Below are 15,070 nucleotides of genomic sequence, written 5' to 3'. Positions count from 1 at the left end.
ATTAGCTACAACCATGTAGCTTATCTTGAGGATTAGCTACAACTATGTATCTAATTCCGAGGGGACAACCATGTCCGTCGCCCCACCGGCTCCCGTTCACGGGGCCACCCCCATCGTCCAGCGCGCGCTCGCGCCCGATCTCGCGCGCGGACTGATGCTGCTGCTCATCGCGTTGGCACACGCGCACATGTACCTGTCAGGCCACGAGACGGGCTTCCGCGGCTACGCACTCGACGGCGACGCCCCAGACCGGCTGGTCGCCGGGGTGCAGATCCTGCTGGTGGACGGACGGGCGCTGCCCATGTTCGCCGCCCTGTTCGGTTACGGCCTGGTGCAGCTCGCCGACCGGCAGCTCGCCACGGGCCGGAGCTGGCCGCAGGTGCGCAAGGTGCTGCGCCGCCGGAACCTGTGGCTGCTGGCGTTCGGGTTCTGCCACGCGCTGCTGCTGTTCTTCGGTGACATCCTCGGGGCGTACGGGCTGGTGGGGCTCATGCTCGTCGGTTTCGTCCGGCGCGAGGACAGGGCCGTGCTGCGGGCCGCCGCCGTCGGACTGGTGTCGCACGTCGTGGTGCTGGTCGGCTTCGGACTGCTCACCGTCTCCGCGCCGAAGGGCGACACGCCCGCCGCCCTGGCGGACCCGATCGAAGCGACCGTGATGCGGCTCATCGGATGGTCCGGAATGACGCCCACGTACTTCGCCGCCAGCGTGGCGCCGGCCTTCCTGTTCGGGATCTGGGCGGCCCGGCGCCGCGTACTGGAGGACCCCGCGTCGCACCGGAACCTGCTCTCCCGGGTCGCCGCCACGGGTCTCGGGCTGGCCGTCGTCGGCGGAGCGCCGTTGATGCTGATCGACACCCGGATCTGGACGCCGTCGGACACGATCGCCGTATCGATGTACACGCTGCACAGCGTGACGGGCATCGCCGGCGGGCTCGCGTACGCGGCGATCGTCGGGCTCCTCGCCGACCGGATGGGGCGCGGCCATCCCGGCCCGGTCGTCAGAGCTCTCGCCGCGTGCGGTCAGTGGTCGCTGACCTGCTACCTCCTCCAGTCGGTGATCTTCGTGGCGGTGTTCGCGCCGTACGCTGGAGGGCTCGGCACGCATGTCGGTGACGCTGCGGCGTCCGGCGTAGCCGTAGTGACCTGGCTGACCACCGTGGTGCTCGCCGCGCTGCCGGCGTCCGGCGGGCGAAGGGGCCCGGCCGAGACCGCGCTGCGGCGCCTCACCTACGGGCGTCGATGACTCACCCGCACGTCGAGCGCCCCGCCCCGGCCGCCCGCAGCCGGCCGAGGTGACACCGGCACCACGAAAGACCGCCCCCGATCTCTCGGAAGCGGCCTTTGAGCTTCATCCACCGCACTCCGGCGGCCGCCGAGTTGCTGACATGGCCGTTCGGCGTCGACGTCTCCTGTACCGATCCCATCGAAGTGGTGAGATCGGAGTCCGGTGAAGCCCTTGAGACAGTCGCCGGGGACGGCACGGGCGAGACGTTCTTCCTGTACGGGGAGACGGCAAGTCCGTAATGTCGCCTGTGGCCGCTAAGGTCTCCGCTCGCAAGCGATGATCGCGATGGAGGGACCGGATGGCCGAACTGATCCGCAGTGTCGAGGACGAGGTGCCGATCTCCTACGGCCGCTTCGGTTTGTTCGATGGATCCGGCCTCGGCCAGGATGCCGAACCGGAGACCGAGGCCGGCGCGCTACTGGCCGAGCCCGACCGGATCGCCTTGGGGCAGGTCGGCATCAAAAGCCAGTCCTGGGCGTGGAGGGCACACGTGCGAATGGAAGTCTGGGACGCTGAGCCTCCGGCACCTGGCGAGCCCTGGGCCGAGGCCGGGCAGGTCGTCTACCTGAGCCCGGGCGGCATCGTGCAACTGCGTGGCCTCATGCACAGCCCTTCCGGGCAGATGCTGCTGCTGGGCCCGCCGTTCTTCGCCTACGGCCTGCGCGCCTACGCCGGCCCCGTCCACACCCGGCCCGCCGACTACGACGAGACCACCACCGAAGCCGTCGAGGAGGCATGGCTGCTGCGGTTCTGGCCGCTGGCCGATGCCGCCGGCCCGGCTCTGCGCGCGGAAACGGAGGCGGGCGGACAGGCCGCCGCCAGGATGCGCGAAACCCTTCCGCTGGAGCCGGGCTCCGTCCTACCGCGGCCCGAGCAGTGGCCCGCGCTGCGCCCGCCGCCTGAGCCCTCGTTCCCGGTGATCCGGCCGTCCCCTCCCACGCGCCGCATGGAGCGCGTCCCGAGCCGCGAAGTCGCGGGCCGTTTCATCGTCCCTCAGGAGACGCTCGACTTCGCCCAGCGTCTTGAGGAGACGCTGGGCGACCTGCGTATCGACATGCTCGGCAACCTGCCCAGGAACATCGACTCCTGGTCGCAGTCACAGCTTGAGGAGTACGCCGCGCAGTTGCGCGTGAGCATGCGCATCGGCAGGGAGTTGAATCCGCACGGCGCACCCACGCTTCGGTTGGGGGCCTCCAGCGTGCGTACTGTTCTGATCGGCCCCGATCCCGGGTTCAGTGGCCGCGCATGGGCGTGGGCCAAGGATGAGAACGCCTATGCCGATGTGCTGTCGGTCGACCGGCAGGTCATCGCCCGTGACCGGATCCGCCGGAACACATTGCTCACCGGGATCGTCACCATTCTGCGCAACGAGAACGACTTCGTCGAGGTCCGCGCGGCGACCCAGGCGGAGGCCGCCCGAGTGATCACCGTCGAGCGGCTGCGGGACTGACGCACAGCGGAGACGGCTTCCGCAGAAGGCACCGTACGGTTTTCGGCTCTGGCGCGAATGCGGTGGTGACAGTGCGTGCTCAGGAAAGCAGGATCCACTGCCGCGGCAGGGCGAAGCCGGCGCGCCCGTACGTCTGTCGGTTGAAAACAGGAAAGAAACTCTGAGCCCATGCTCAGCTTGAACCAATAGTACGAATGACGGTATATATCGGTTATGGCGCTACGCGAGCAGAGCTACCTGATCCTGCTGGCCCTCTCCCAAGGCCCGCTCCATGGATACGGGGTGATCAAAGCAGTGCGGGAACTGTCCGAAGAGCGGGTACGCCTCGGCGCCGGCACCCTCTACGGCGCCCTGGATCGGCTGGCGGGCGACGGACTGGTGGTCGTGGTCAAGGAGGAGGTGGTTTCCGGCCGTCATCGCCGTTACTACGACCTCACCGGCCACGGTCGCCAGGTGCTGGCCGAGGAGACCGCCCGCCTGACGCGCCTGGCCGCCACCGCTCAGCGCCGCCTGAGCCTCCAGCCCCGGATGGGGATGTGACGACCTCCGACGCCGCCTCCGCCTACGAGCGTCGCTGCCGGTTGCTGATGCGCCTGGCCTACCCGCCCCGTTTCCGGGAGTTCCGCGGCACCGAACTCCTGGGCACCCTGCTGGATCTGGCCGAGCCGGGGCAGAGCAGCCCGACCTTGCGCGACGGCCTGGATGTGCTCCGCGGCGGGCTCATGCTGCGCCTGCGCGAGCACCCGCCGGTAGGGCACTGGTTTCTCTACCGTCTGATGGGCAGCCAGGTGCCCTGGAAGTATCGCTGGTGGGCCAGAGACGATATCCAAGGCCGGTTCTTCTTTGAGCGGCATGTGTTCTTCGTCGTGCTCTTCTGGGGCCCGTACTCGATGTTTCTCCGGTCGTTTATGTCGAACATGATCTTTACGTCGTTCTCGGCCTCGCTGGTGTTTCTTGGAGCTACCTATCTGCTCCTTCGGCCGTTCAAAGCCCTTCTGAGGCGCTCATGGCTCGCCAGACACGAGTTCCACCCCGATGGCACCTCTTACGTCCCAATTCCCCAGAGGCCCGCCCTGACAGAAAGGCATACACCCCCGAACAGGACGATGCCTGAAGAATAAAACGACAATGCCAGTAAAACGCTCAACGCCGCCTTCTATCACAACCGCTTCCATGCAGCAGGTAGTCGCTCAGCGACGCGGAAGGCCGTTCCCGACCGACCTGAAGCGGCCTCTGACCTGTGGGGAGTTCACGAGCGCGGTCGAGCTTGGAGAACACGGGTCCTTGAAGATCGCTTCCCGTGTGAAGGCCGGCCGTTCCCCAGGTTCGAGGTGGCCACCACGCCAGGACCGCTCGCCGACAGCACGGCCTGTCACGGAGAACGACGAGATCCCGCCCGATCGGGCGGGATCTCGTCAACCGCCTCTGGTGGGGTGTTCACGAGTACGGCTGAGCCGGATGTTCAGGAGGGCAGAGCAGATCGTTTCCCGGTTCCCTGCTCGTCGGCGTTCCTCGGACTTCAAACGAGATCGAGAATCGGGATCAGCTGCTCCTCCTCATACGTCAGGTGCGCCTCGAGCTCGTCGACGAGCCGCTCGATCTCGGCCCGCACCTTCAGCGGATCCGCACCGGAAAGGGCCTGCTTCAGCTCTTCCAGGAGTACGGCGATGCGCTCGTGCTCCCTGGCCAGCCGCTCCAAGGCCGGAGCGAGCGAGGGATGCCGCTCGGCCAGGCCGGGGAACATCATGGTGTCCTCGCCCGTGTGGTGATTGTGCAGCCCCTGGCAGACGGTCAGGCAGTTGATCCGAAGCTGCACGCCCAGGCCTGGCCGTCCCGAACCGGACAGCTCCTTGCGAATCAGCGCGAGTTCACGTCGGAAACCGTCGTGCACCAGCTTGAGGTACGCACCGCCCGACAGTGCGCCGACCCGGGGCGGGCCGATCACGCGAAGTGCGACGACCGGGATGGTACGCGTCGTCTTGGCCTGGTAGTCGGCCCAGCCAGGGTCGCCTTCCACCGCGCGGGCGAACGCCGCGTCACGCTCGGCGCCCTCCAGGACCTCCGCCTCGACATCGAGGACGAAGACGCCGGTCTCCACGGTGGCGCGCGGGTCGGCCTTCAGGTTGTGGTACCAGGCCGGGTTGTTCGGCGCTCCCCCGGCCGAGGCGATGACCAGCATGCGCTCGCCGCCGTCGGGCAGGTAGCCGAGCGGGGTCGTGTGCGGCTTGCCCGAGCGGGCGCCCGTGGTGGTGAGCAGGAGCAGTCGCGCTCCCTCGAAATAGCCACCGACCTGGCCGTTGTTGGCGCGGAACTCGTCGATGACCTGCTTGTTGAAATCCATTCTTCTCCATTGGTGGTTTCCACTGTGCCGTACTGAAATGGAGAAGAAGGCGGCGGGCCGCGGGCCCGCCCGGCGATCAAGCGTCAGCCGGGCTGCTCTCTGGTTCGTGGCCCAAGGCCGACCCGGCAGTCACGCGGACCAGGCTACTTCATCAAGATTTTTCCGCAAAGTGGCACCCCGTACAGTAAACGTAAGCGCCTAGGAACGCGCTGCCGGTTATCTGGGGTTGTTAAGCGAACCTGCTGGTCAATCGTATGAAGGTCGTTAAGGCACATCAGGCAAGTGGAGGCGGGCATGGTGGAGTCCGGCGCGAAGGTGATCGATCGGTGATTAGCCGTTGCGATGTCGCTGTGAGAGATTTCTCCGGGGTCGTGTCGATCGGCGGGCCGCTCGTTCGACGTGAGGGAGTGAGGGCCGAGGGGCGGCCCCGCCGGACGAGGAGAACACGATGTCGAAGTACATGCTGATCATGCGGGGCACCGATGAGACGAACGCGGCCATGATGGCTTCGATCGACGAGGCGATGGCCGCGACCGGCCGGTTCATCGAGGACATGATGAAGGCCGGGGTCCTCGTCGCGGCCGAAGGGCTGGACGATCCGGGTCAGGGCGTCGTGGTTGACTTCGCAGGCGAGGCGCCGGTGGTCACGGACGGGCCCTACGGTGAGACCAGGGAACTGTTCGGTGGCTACTTCCTGCTCGATGTCGCCACGAAGCAGGAGGCGGTCGAGTGGGCCAAGCGGGTCCCGGCGGTCCGCGGGTCCAAGATCGAGGTACGGCGGGTGGCCGAGGCCGACGAGGTCCCGCAGGGCGGCGAGAACGACGGCCGGATCTGATGGGCAGAGCCGACGTTGAGGCCGTCTGGCGGATCGAGTCGGCCCGGATCGTCGCCGCGCTGACCCGCTTCACCGGCGATTTCGGGCTGGCCGAGGACGCGGCCCAGGAGGCGGTGGCCGAGGCGCTGGTGTCGTGGCCGCACGCCTGTCCGGCCAATCCGGCCGGGCTGGCTGATGGCCACGGCCCGGCGGCGGGCGATCGACGCGATCCGCCGCCGGGCCGCCCTCCAGGACCGATAGGCCTCCGGGGAGGAGCGGACCGGAGGCCGATGCCGAGCGCCTCACGCGCCGGATCGCCGGGGTTTGCGGCTGATCGCAGCTCGCGGGTAGGTCAGGCCGAGGTGAGCGGCCGGCGGGTCGTTGAGGTAGTCGCCCCAGGCGCAGCCGGTGGGGTGGGGGCAGGTCTCCAGCCAGGTGTTGCAGTGCCGGCATAGCAGGCCGCGGACCTGGAAGCTGGCGGGGTCGTGGTCGACGAACACACCGAGCGTGCTGTGGCATGTGTGGCAGGCCGGGCCCAGGGCCGCGATCAGCGCTCTGATGATCGGGCCGAGGACCGGCCCCTGGAACGGAGGCCACCGTGCGCTGTCTTGGTCGACCGGGCAGCGCTCGCGTCGCCTGACGAGCGCGGGGGCGGTCTCGGAGTCGAGGGCGAGCTCGGAGTCGAGGGCGAGCACCGCCCAGCGTACCGTCCCGCTTCCCGGGTGGCCCTCCTCTGGCCGGGTGCCGGTGGGCGGGTTGACCCGATAGTGGTGTCCGTCCGCGCTCCACCACTTGCACCATTGCTCGTGCGGCAGGGCTGGGGGCGGCGGCTTCTTCCGTCCTCGCCACGCTCGGGCGCAAAGGTATCGCGTGCCATGACGCAGGTGGTAGCGGCCGTCGTCGCCGAGCACGGCGATCGGAGGGGTGAGCGCGACGGATCCGGTGAGGAGGCGGCAGGGCTGAGCGGCCCTGGCGGAGGCCAGCGCTGCCAGGGCCGCGGGCTCGTCGGTGTCGGCCACCCAGGCCAGCCGGTGCAGGAGCGCGTCGCGACGGTGCTCGGGGAAGTCGGCGGGCCCCAGCCAGGCGATCATGAGGTTATCTGCGAGGCGGGGAGTTCGTGAGCACCTGCGGTCCTGCCGGTGCGGAGCTGTTGCAGGTCGGGGATGTGGTTGTACAGGGTGCCCGGGGAGACGCCGAGCAGCTTGGCGATCGAGGTGATCGAGTTGGCGGGGTTGGGCAGCATGTCGCGGGCGGCGCGCAGGAGTTCGGGGGTGATGACGGTGGGGCGTCCGCCGGTGCGGCCGCGGGCCCTGGCGGCGGCCAGGCCGTCGCGGGTGCCGGCGACGATGAGTTCGCGGATGAACTCGGCCAGGGCGGCGAAGACGTGGAAGATGAGCCGGCCGCCGGGGGTGGTGGTGTCGAGGTTCTCGTGCAGCGAGGTGAAGCCGATCTCGCGCTTGCGCAGCTCGCCGACCATGGTGATGAGGTCGGCCAGGGAGCGGCCGTAGCGATCCAGGCTCGGGACGACGAGGGTGTCGCCCTCGGTCAGGAAGGCGTGGCAGGCGGCGAGCTCGGGCCGGTCGGCGGTCTTGCCGGACTTCTTGTCGGCGAACACGCGCCGGCAGCCCGCCGTCTTGAGCGCGTCCAGCTGGCGCTCGAGGTTCTGCCCGGCGGTGGAGACGCGGGCGTAGCCGATGCGGATCTCGCTGCGGTGGGCGGGGAAGGCGGCCAGCGGGTCGGCGGGGAGCTGCAGGGCGTCGGTCACGCCGGCCATTCTCTCAACAAACGGTGTTCGGAGGTTGTTGAACCGCCCGGGTTGTTGAAGGAGTTTTTGAAGGCTTGGGAGGCCTCCGGCAGCCCGTTTTCAAGATCTTCAGAAAACGAGGTTTTCTGAAGCTGCGGGAGGTCTTCGATCGCGGGTTGCGGCCCGGCCGCGCGCCGCTTTCGTTCGTCGTCAGGGGTGTCTCCAGGGCTGGCCAATGCCGCGATACTCCTCCACCGGGATGGGCGTGACGCCCTCTCGCATGCGGCTGGTGTACAGCCGGCCGGCGAGGTGGTCGATCTCGTGGGCGACCAGGCGGGCCAGCCCGTACGGGAACGCGGTGATCTTTCTCTGCCCGTCCAGGGTGGTGTGCTCGACCTCCAGGGTGAGCGGGCGGGGGACCATGCCGCGCACGTCGAAGAAGGACAGGCATCCCTCGTACTGCTCGTCGGTCTCGGCGCAGGCGTCGGTGATGCGGGGGTTGAGCAGCACGACCGGGTCGGCGTCGGGGTCGGGCGGGATGACGATGGCGGCGGCCCGGCCGATGCCGATCTGCGGCGCGGCCAGGCCCATGCCCTTGCCGAACACGTGGTGTTCGCGGACCCGTTGCAGAGCGGCGAACAGTGCGTCGATCACCTCGCTGGCCGCCTCGGCCTGCTCGGGTAGGTCGAAGGGCTCGGCGACGGCGGCCAGGATGGCATCTCCGGCCTGGACGATCCCGGCGGCCTTCATCCGGTCGCTGCTGGTGCGCAGGCTCGGCGCTGCGTCCGTCTCGCCGGGCCGGGCGCGGAAGCGCCATTCCAGCCGGTAGCGGGCGCCCATCGGCGGATCGGCGGTGCCCCAGGCGAACAGCGTCTCATCCGCGCGCTGGGTACGGGTGATGGGGTCGTGCAGCGGGACGGCCTCGGCGGTGGTGGAGGTCTCGGTGCCCCACACCTTCGGCTCGAGCGCGGGTCGCCGAGATGCTCGGCTACACCTTTCAAGCCACTACACGCCACGCGGCGGCGGCTGGCAGCCCTTGGAGCCGTTACGCCGCTGGCGACCACACAGAGTGACCATGGATCTGCCCGCACAGGCGAACACAGATCACTCAATCAACGGTCTCTGCCAGTACTGACCCCCGACTCATCCCGAACGCCCAGACCGAAAACCACGTGCCCGCAAGGGGCGACGGTCGCCCATCGTGACCTGCGCCAACCTCAGCTCCAGGTTCTTCTGCTCGGTATCGGCGCTCCAGCGCACTACGCCCTCGTCCATCCGGGCGCCCAGGTGGATGTGCCGCAGTGCGTCGGCCGTGACCGTACGTCAATCAGCTCTCGGCAGGCAACTGGTCGACGCGGCCCGGCTCCACCTCGGTCGCGGCCGCGATCAATTGCACCAGGCCGCTGACGGTCGGGATGCGCGGGCCGATCCCCACATGCGGCGCATCCGCGATCGGGTCGTCTGGCAGGTCATCGCGCCACAGCTGTGCGTACACCGCTTAATGATCACAGAACGTGGTTTTCCTGCCGCTAACAAAGATCTTTACAGGTACCTTACGCTATGTCATGATCACTCCGTTTTGCCGCTTTTATAAATGAAAGGCACGAGTGACCACATCACGCACATCGTCCGGCTTATCGCGCTGGACATGCCGCCGCGCTGCCCTGGTCGCGGCTCTGACGCTGCCGCTCTCGCTGATGAGCGCGCCCGCGATCGCCCAGAGCCCCGCCCCACCCCCCACCGCACCCCCCACGACGTCACTCCCGAGCGCCCCCACGACGCCGACCGGAAAAGCACTGGCGCAGGCCAAGAAGGAGAACCGGCGCGTCGAGGTCGAGTCGATGCGCTCGGAGAGCACCACGTTCTACGCCAACCCGGACGGCAAGACGGTCCGGATGGAGTCCAGCGCCCAGCCGATCCGGAAGAGGAACGCCGACGGCAAGGGTTTCACGCCGATCGACACCACCCTCGTCAAGGCGGACGGCGCCATCAAGCCCAAGGCCACGCTCGGCGACCTCGTTCTGTCCGCGGGCCGAGACAAGACCCTGCTCAAGAGCCAGGTGACCGGCGCCCCGGCAGCGGCGGACGACGCCACGGCGAAGATCAGCACACCCTCGGCACTGCCTGAGCCGCAGCTAGAGGGCAACACCGCCACTTACCCCGGCGCCTATGGCAAGGGCCGCGACCTCCTGGTGACCGCGACCGCGACCGGTTTCCGGCAGCAGATCGTTATCACCGAACGGCCCAGCGGGCCGGTCAGCTTCAAAATGCCGGTGGCACTGCCCGCCGGGCTCTCCTTCGGCAAGAACGCGCAGGGCCGGCCCATCATCGTGGGCAAGGACGGCAAGACGCTGACCGAACTGCGGCCGACACTCCTGCAGGACGCCACGGCCGCCGACGCCTACGCCCCCATCGACGCAGGCAAGGTCGGCAAAGCCGCGATCAGCTTCGATGACGACGGTAAGTCGCTGGTGTTCGCCCCAGATGCCGTGTTCCTGGCTGACCCTGCGGTCACCTATCCCGTGACCATGGCGGCCGTGGCAGCCGACTGGTGGGAGACCCACACCGGCGCAGGCGGTCTGCCCAAGCAGGGCTGGGACACCTTCGTCAACAACGCCGACTACCAGGACAGCTGGGACAACTTCACCCTGGACCGGATCCTGGTCGGCAAGTCCGACAGCGGCACCGTGCGCTGGCGCAGCTACATCAAGTTCCCCGACATACCCGACGAGTTCCGCGGCCTCGAGGTGCAGAATGCCGACCTGATCCTGTGGAACCACCTGTCCAACGACTGCGGGACCTAGGTCGGCTCTGGGATCACCACCCGGCGGGTCACGTCGCTCTGGGACGAAGCGACCATGACGTGGAACAGCCAGCCTTCGGTTACCTCAACGGGCCAGATCACCGAGGGCGCCGCTTACAGCCCCAACTGCACCAGCGGAGCCGCGAGCTGGGCAGGCAAGGAATGGGACCTGGTCTACTCGATCGACGAGATCGTCCAGGCATGGTCGGACGGTGCCTCCAACTACGGCGTCCAGCTCAGTGCCGGCAACGAGTCGGACATCACCAACTGGCGCCGCTACCGGACCGACGAGGCAGGCGGCTGCAGGAGCACCCCGCTGGAGGAGTGCAAGGGGCAACTCCACCCGCCCATCCTCACCGTGGACTTCGAGCTCCCGCCCACCCCGGTGGTCGGCGCGCTGCTGATGAGCCCGGATGAGACCAGGCCCACGTCGATTACCGAGCTCAACGCGTGGGCGGCGCGCGGCCGGGTGTCGAACACCCTGCCCGAGCCCGCCCCGGCCACCTTCGAGGAAGACTTGGCCTATCGGTCCTCGTCGGACCAGGACGTCACCACATCAACCGACGACTTGCAAGTACCGTTGCCCTCCCCAGAGGAAGGGGTCACTGCACGCTGGCCGTTCAGCGAGGCAACGGGGACGACCGCGGCTGACGTCTCGGGGAACAACCACACAGCCACAGTGAACAACGGAGTCACGTGGACTCCCGGAGTAAGCAACTCCGCCCTGACCAATGCGGTCGTCGCCAGTGAGTCCACCACACATCCCGAGGCGCAGACCCCGCAGCCGGCTCGAATCGCTGCTTCGCGACAGGCCGTCGCGCAAAAGTCCGCCGTCGAGGTCACCGATGAGACGACCGCGACCAGCGTCACCTACGCCCAGCCAGACGGGGAGACGTTCAAGACCGAGGTCGCGGCCGGTCCGGTACGCGCCCGGCAGGGCAGCGCCTGGGTGCCGATCGACACGACTCTGACCGAGCAGGGCGGCAAGCTGCGGACCAAGACCCTCGCCGAGGGCGCGGTCGTGGAGCTGTCCGCGGGCGGCACGGACCCGTTCGTGAAGATGACGACCGACGGCAAGTCGTACGCGCTGCGCTGGCCGACGCCGCTGCCCAAGCCGACCGTCAAGGGCAGCGTGGCCACCTACACCGACGCCGCCGGCGTGGGCGCCGACTTGGTGGTGACGGCGTTGCCGACCGGGTTCCGGCATGAGGTGGTGCTGCGCCAGCGGCCGTCCAAGCCGCTGCAGCTGCGGATCGGCGTAGACGACGACGGTCTGACCCTGACCGAGGGCAAGGGCGGCCGGCTGCTGCTGAAGGGCAAGGACAAGAAGCTGGTCGCTGCAGCGGGACAGCCGATCATGCGGGACGGCAGCGGCAAGGGCCGGCCTGCGTCAGCCAAGCGCGGCGAGGCCAGCACGAACGTGGTCACCAAGGACGGCGGTACGGAGCTGGTAGTCAAGCCGGACCAGGCGTTCCTGACGGACGCAGGCACCATCTACCCGGTGCGGGTGGCTTCGGCGGTCACGCTGCCGCTCGGCGCCGACGTCGAAGTCAGCACCAACGACACGATCGAGCTGCCCGCCTACCCAGACAACCAGTACATGGCTGCCGGCACCATGACAGACGTGCTTAAGGCCCGGGTGCACCTGCGGTTCGACACCACTGGCCTGCAAGGCAGCACGGTCACCGCCGCCACGCTGTCGATGAACACCGTCGACAGCCACAACTGCGGCGCCGCGCTCGCTAACGGCATCCAGGTCGCCCGCCTCACCGGCGCCTGGGACCCGGACAACCTGTACTGGGCCAACAAGCCCGCCCTCACCACTGAGGACGCCTCCACCAACTTCAAGGGCGTCACCTCCGACTGCGCCACCTACCCGGACAGCATGGACTGGAACGTCACCGGCATCGCCCAGGACTGGGCCGCTGGAGCCGCCAACCACGGCCTGGTGCTCAAGTCGCCCGGCGAGGCGAACATCAACAACTACCGGGTGTTCACCTCCTCCGAGGACACCGACTTCAACCTGCCGCCCAAGCTGACCATCACCACCAGCGGCCCGGCCTCGCAACCGGCCGTCTCCGCCCCGGCCATCACACCAGCGCACACGGCCGACGGCGTCACCGTGACCAGCTCGCTCACCCCGCAGCTCGCCGCGACGGTCGCCGACTCCGCGGGCGGCAACCTCACCGGCCAGTTCGAGGTCGAGCACGACCCGGCCGCCGCCGGGCAGGGCAGCGGCCAGATCTGGACCGGGACCTCACCCGAGGTCACCTCCGGCGAGCAGGCTGTGGTGACCGTTCCCGCGGGCAAGCTGGTCGACGGCTGGAAGATCCGCTGGCGCGCCCGCGCAGTGAACCCGGCCGCCTCGGTCTCGTCACCATGGTCGGCATGGCAGGAGGTAACGGTTGACGTTCCCGATCCGGGCACTCAGCCAACAGTAGGAGCCCTGCAGGTCAATCCGTCGCAGCTCATCGACGGGAAGCTACATACCGCCTCGCTCACCCCCAGCCTGCTGGCGCAGGTCACAGACCCACTCGGCGGAACCCTCAGGGCCGAGTTCGAGGTCGAGCACGACCCGGCGGTCCCCGGGCAGGGCACAGGGCAGATCTGGTCCGGCTCCGCAGATAACGTGACATCGGGAACGCAAGCGAACGTCACCATCCCGGCCGGCGAACTGGCAGACGGGTGGGAACTACGCTGGCGCGCTCGCGCAGTCGTCGGCGAGACATCATCGCCCTGGTCGGACTGGCAGCTCATCAGGGTCAAGCTTGCCCAGCCCAGCCCCGGTCCGCTGGCACAGACCGCTCAGGCGGTCATCAACACCGACCAGAGCTTCACTGTGGCGGCATGGCTGAGGTGGGACAGGGACGGCACGTACACCGCTCTTGAACAGCGCGGCACCAACCAGGCTCCCTTCCAACTGGGCAACGACCCTGAGCGTGGCCTGATCTTCACCTTTACCAGCGCGGATACCGCCAGTCCTAGCGTCGAGGGCGTGTTCTCCGGCGTGAAGGCTCCAGTCAACGAGTGGTTCCACCTTGCCGCCGTTTACACGCGCGACTCCAACACAGCCACGCTCTACCTGGACGGCAGGCCGATCGGAAGCAACACGCTTACCTTCACTCCCTGGAAGTCCTCCGGGCCGCTAACGCTCGGCACGGCCATGAACGGCAGCATCGACGAAGTCTGGGTCTACGGCCGTGATCTCATCGACGACGAAGTCTTCGCGCTGATGGACGGCAGCCCGACGGCTCCGCTCGGAGCCGTCGGGCAGAAGGCTCCGTCAAGTGCCACGGCACTCGCCGCCGGCCGCTACGACAGGATCTCCCCGGAGACCTGCTGGGAAGACCATGGCTGGCGCACGCGCACCTACGGCCTGATGAAGAACCGCTTCAGTGGCTGCATGATCCATTCGCTCGCAGTGTTCAGCGGAACGGTCAGCTCCGACGGTGACGGCATCGACGTCGACGCGGATCAAGAATGGGCCGGTAAGGTCATGCTGGTGGCCAAGACCTTCAGCGGCAAGGCCGACCTTGACGCTGGGGCGACCACCCGCGATATGTGGTTCGACCTGTACGTCGGCCACAGCAGTTGGACGGGCATCGATTTCTTCCCCAATGACGATGTCCCGCTCACCATCGGTATGGCTCCCTCGCGAGGTCAGACGGCATGTCGTGATGTCACCACCTTCCAAGGCGCCACCCAGAAGAACCATCTGACCATGGACGTTGAGGACTGGATCGAGGCCGCAGACGAAACCGATGACGGGAAGTGGTCCAAGCTCGCCACCTTCCGATTCCGCTCCGACCCGGCTCACGCTCTCAACAGCCCAGAGAAGATCGCCACCTGCGTGTTCAAGCCGTACGTGCACATGACCAGCAGCTTCCACCTGCCCCTTTTCGAGTACGGCACGATCGAGGAAAAGGCTCAGATCACCTGCGATTCCGCCCGGTACATCGCGGAGCGGGCGGGCGGGTGCACGCTTCCGGTGCTGCCGTCGATCGAGTGACGGATGGGAGCCAACTACGACCTCGCTTACAAGCACTACTGGAAGGCCTGCTACCAGTCGGCCGACACCTATCCCAAGGACTCGGCCAAAACCATTCTCGGATGCGCGGTGGACGGCACCCAGCGCCCCCCCAAATCCAATTACCTGTGGCGAATCGACGACCCGTCGGCAAAGAACAGCAACGCCCGGGCCAAAGCACGATGCGACAGCCTGTGGCCCGGTGCCACCTGGCCTGCTCAGGAGTGCGACGAATACCCGTTCCAATCTTCGGGAACCCGGAACGCCGATAATGACACCCACCGAAATTTCTCGGTGTGCTCCATGCCGAAGACACAAAACGGAGAGGCGGGCAAAGCGCTGACCCGTCTCTACAATCGCGATCGGATCCTGTACGGCCAAAACTTCTTCAACCGCTTCGCCACCAAACTCACCAGTGTCGAACCTATGAAGGACCTGTGCTTTCAGCCGATAAAGCAGTCTTCAGTCTTCTTTAATGACCAACCGAAAGACTAGGGGCTAGCCCGCGTGGCGGGAGAGAACATGTTCTCTCCCTGTGACCGCCGCAGAGATACCGTTCCACGCTGGGACGATGACGTTCTGCCACAGCCACTGCAAAGCAGGCGC

15 protein-coding genes and 1 pseudogene are annotated in these 15,070 nt (G+C 67.6%); 10 read left to right on the top strand and 6 right to left on the bottom strand.

Annotation, left to right across the window (positions count from 1 at the left end):
- The first annotated feature begins 70 nt into the window (after window positions 1-70).
- The 5 genes from AB0J58_RS28200 to AB0J58_RS28180 all read left to right on the top strand — a co-directional run bounded on the left by AB0J58_RS28200 (window position 71) and on the right by AB0J58_RS28180 (window position 3,856).
- The gene (locus AB0J58_RS28200; protein ID WP_364220980.1) at window positions 71-1,243 is read left to right on the top strand and encodes a DUF418 domain-containing protein; all 1,173 of its coding nucleotides are present in this window, start codon (window positions 71-73) and stop codon (window positions 1,241-1,243) included.
- Between the two features lie 98 nt (window positions 1,244-1,341).
- The gene (locus AB0J58_RS28195; RefSeq protein WP_364220977.1) at window positions 1,342-1,524 is read left to right on the top strand and encodes a hypothetical protein; all 183 of its coding nucleotides are present in this window, start codon (window positions 1,342-1,344) and stop codon (window positions 1,522-1,524) included.
- A gap of 59 nt (window positions 1,525-1,583) precedes the next feature.
- Window positions 1,584-2,735, top strand: a complete 1,152-nt coding sequence (locus tag AB0J58_RS28190) for a hypothetical protein (protein WP_364220974.1) — start codon at window positions 1,584-1,586, stop codon at window positions 2,733-2,735.
- 213 nt (window positions 2,736-2,948) lie between these two features.
- The gene (locus AB0J58_RS28185) at window positions 2,949-3,275 is read left to right on the top strand and encodes a helix-turn-helix transcriptional regulator (protein ID WP_364220971.1); all 327 of its coding nucleotides are present in this window, start codon (window positions 2,949-2,951) and stop codon (window positions 3,273-3,275) included.
- Window positions 3,272-3,856, top strand: coding sequence for a hypothetical protein (locus AB0J58_RS28180; RefSeq protein ID WP_364220968.1), 585 nt, complete (start codon window positions 3,272-3,274; stop codon window positions 3,854-3,856). The genes AB0J58_RS28185 and AB0J58_RS28180 overlap by 4 nt, the downstream gene beginning before the upstream one ends.
- Window positions 3,857-4,254: 398 nt before the next feature.
- Here AB0J58_RS28180 and AB0J58_RS28175 read toward each other — a convergent pair whose 3' ends face one another.
- Window positions 4,255-5,076, bottom strand: coding sequence for a nitroreductase/quinone reductase family protein (locus AB0J58_RS28175; protein WP_364220965.1), 822 nt, complete (start codon window positions 5,074-5,076; stop codon window positions 4,255-4,257).
- A gap of 448 nt (window positions 5,077-5,524) precedes the next feature.
- On the opposite strand from AB0J58_RS28175, the gene AB0J58_RS28170 reads away from it, so the two are divergent.
- Both AB0J58_RS28170 and AB0J58_RS28165 read left to right on the top strand, forming a co-directional pair.
- Window positions 5,525-5,911, top strand: coding sequence for a YciI family protein (locus AB0J58_RS28170; protein ID WP_364220962.1), 387 nt, complete (start codon window positions 5,525-5,527; stop codon window positions 5,909-5,911).
- Window positions 5,911-6,148: pseudogene (locus tag AB0J58_RS28165) on the top strand (sigma factor); the annotation flags it as partial. The gene AB0J58_RS28170 and the pseudogene AB0J58_RS28165, both read left to right, overlap by 1 nt.
- Window positions 6,149-6,192: 44 nt before the next feature.
- On the opposite strand, the gene AB0J58_RS28160 reads toward AB0J58_RS28165, so the two are convergent.
- From AB0J58_RS28160 to AB0J58_RS28140, 5 genes are all read right to left on the bottom strand, one after another.
- Window positions 6,193-6,981, bottom strand: a complete 789-nt coding sequence (locus AB0J58_RS28160) for an endonuclease domain-containing protein (RefSeq protein ID WP_364220959.1) — start codon at window positions 6,979-6,981, stop codon at window positions 6,193-6,195.
- Window positions 6,978-7,643 carry a recombinase family protein gene (locus tag AB0J58_RS28155; protein WP_364221042.1) on the bottom strand — a complete coding sequence of 222 codons (666 nt, stop codon included), beginning with the start codon at window positions 7,641-7,643 and terminating at the stop codon, window positions 6,978-6,980. The genes AB0J58_RS28160 and AB0J58_RS28155 overlap by 4 nt, the downstream gene beginning before the upstream one ends.
- 8 nt (window positions 7,644-7,651) lie before the next feature.
- Window positions 7,652-7,870, bottom strand: coding sequence for a hypothetical protein (locus AB0J58_RS28150; RefSeq protein WP_364220956.1), 219 nt, complete (start codon window positions 7,868-7,870; stop codon window positions 7,652-7,654).
- Window positions 7,845-8,588, bottom strand: a complete 744-nt coding sequence (locus tag AB0J58_RS28145; RefSeq protein WP_364220953.1) for a peptide deformylase — start codon at window positions 8,586-8,588, stop codon at window positions 7,845-7,847. Before AB0J58_RS28145 ends, AB0J58_RS28150 begins: the two co-directional genes overlap by 26 nt.
- A 373-nt stretch (window positions 8,589-8,961) precedes the next feature.
- Window positions 8,962-9,129 (bottom strand): hypothetical protein, encoded by a 168-nt coding sequence (locus tag AB0J58_RS28140; protein WP_343978170.1) that lies wholly within the window; start codon window positions 9,127-9,129, stop codon window positions 8,962-8,964.
- Window positions 9,130-9,331: 202 nt separating this feature from the next.
- On the opposite strand from AB0J58_RS28140, the gene AB0J58_RS28135 reads away from it, so the two are divergent.
- Genes AB0J58_RS28135 through AB0J58_RS28125 form a run of 3 tightly spaced genes read left to right on the top strand, consistent with a single transcriptional unit; the run spans window position 9,332 to window position 14,959 of the window.
- On the top strand, window positions 9,332-10,438 hold the full coding sequence (locus AB0J58_RS28135; protein WP_364220950.1) for a hypothetical protein: 1,107 nt from the start codon (window positions 9,332-9,334) through the stop codon (window positions 10,436-10,438).
- A 12-nt stretch (window positions 10,439-10,450) separates the two neighbouring features.
- Entirely contained in the window at window positions 10,451-14,446 is a 3,996-nt protein-coding gene (locus AB0J58_RS28130) for a DNRLRE domain-containing protein (RefSeq protein WP_364221039.1), read from the top strand.
- 3 nt (window positions 14,447-14,449) lie between these two features.
- Window positions 14,450-14,959 carry a hypothetical protein gene (locus AB0J58_RS28125; protein WP_364220947.1) on the top strand — a complete coding sequence of 170 codons (510 nt, stop codon included), beginning with the start codon at window positions 14,450-14,452 and terminating at the stop codon, window positions 14,957-14,959.
- Window positions 14,960-15,070: the final 111 nt, after the last annotated feature.

The organism is Streptosporangium sp. NPDC049644 (genome assembly GCF_040675205.1).
Lineage (GTDB): Bacteria > Actinomycetota > Actinomycetes > Streptosporangiales > Streptosporangiaceae > Streptosporangium > Streptosporangium fukuiense.
Note: the sequence above shows the minus strand (reverse complement) of the source record. Positions and strands in the feature narration are given on the sequence as shown.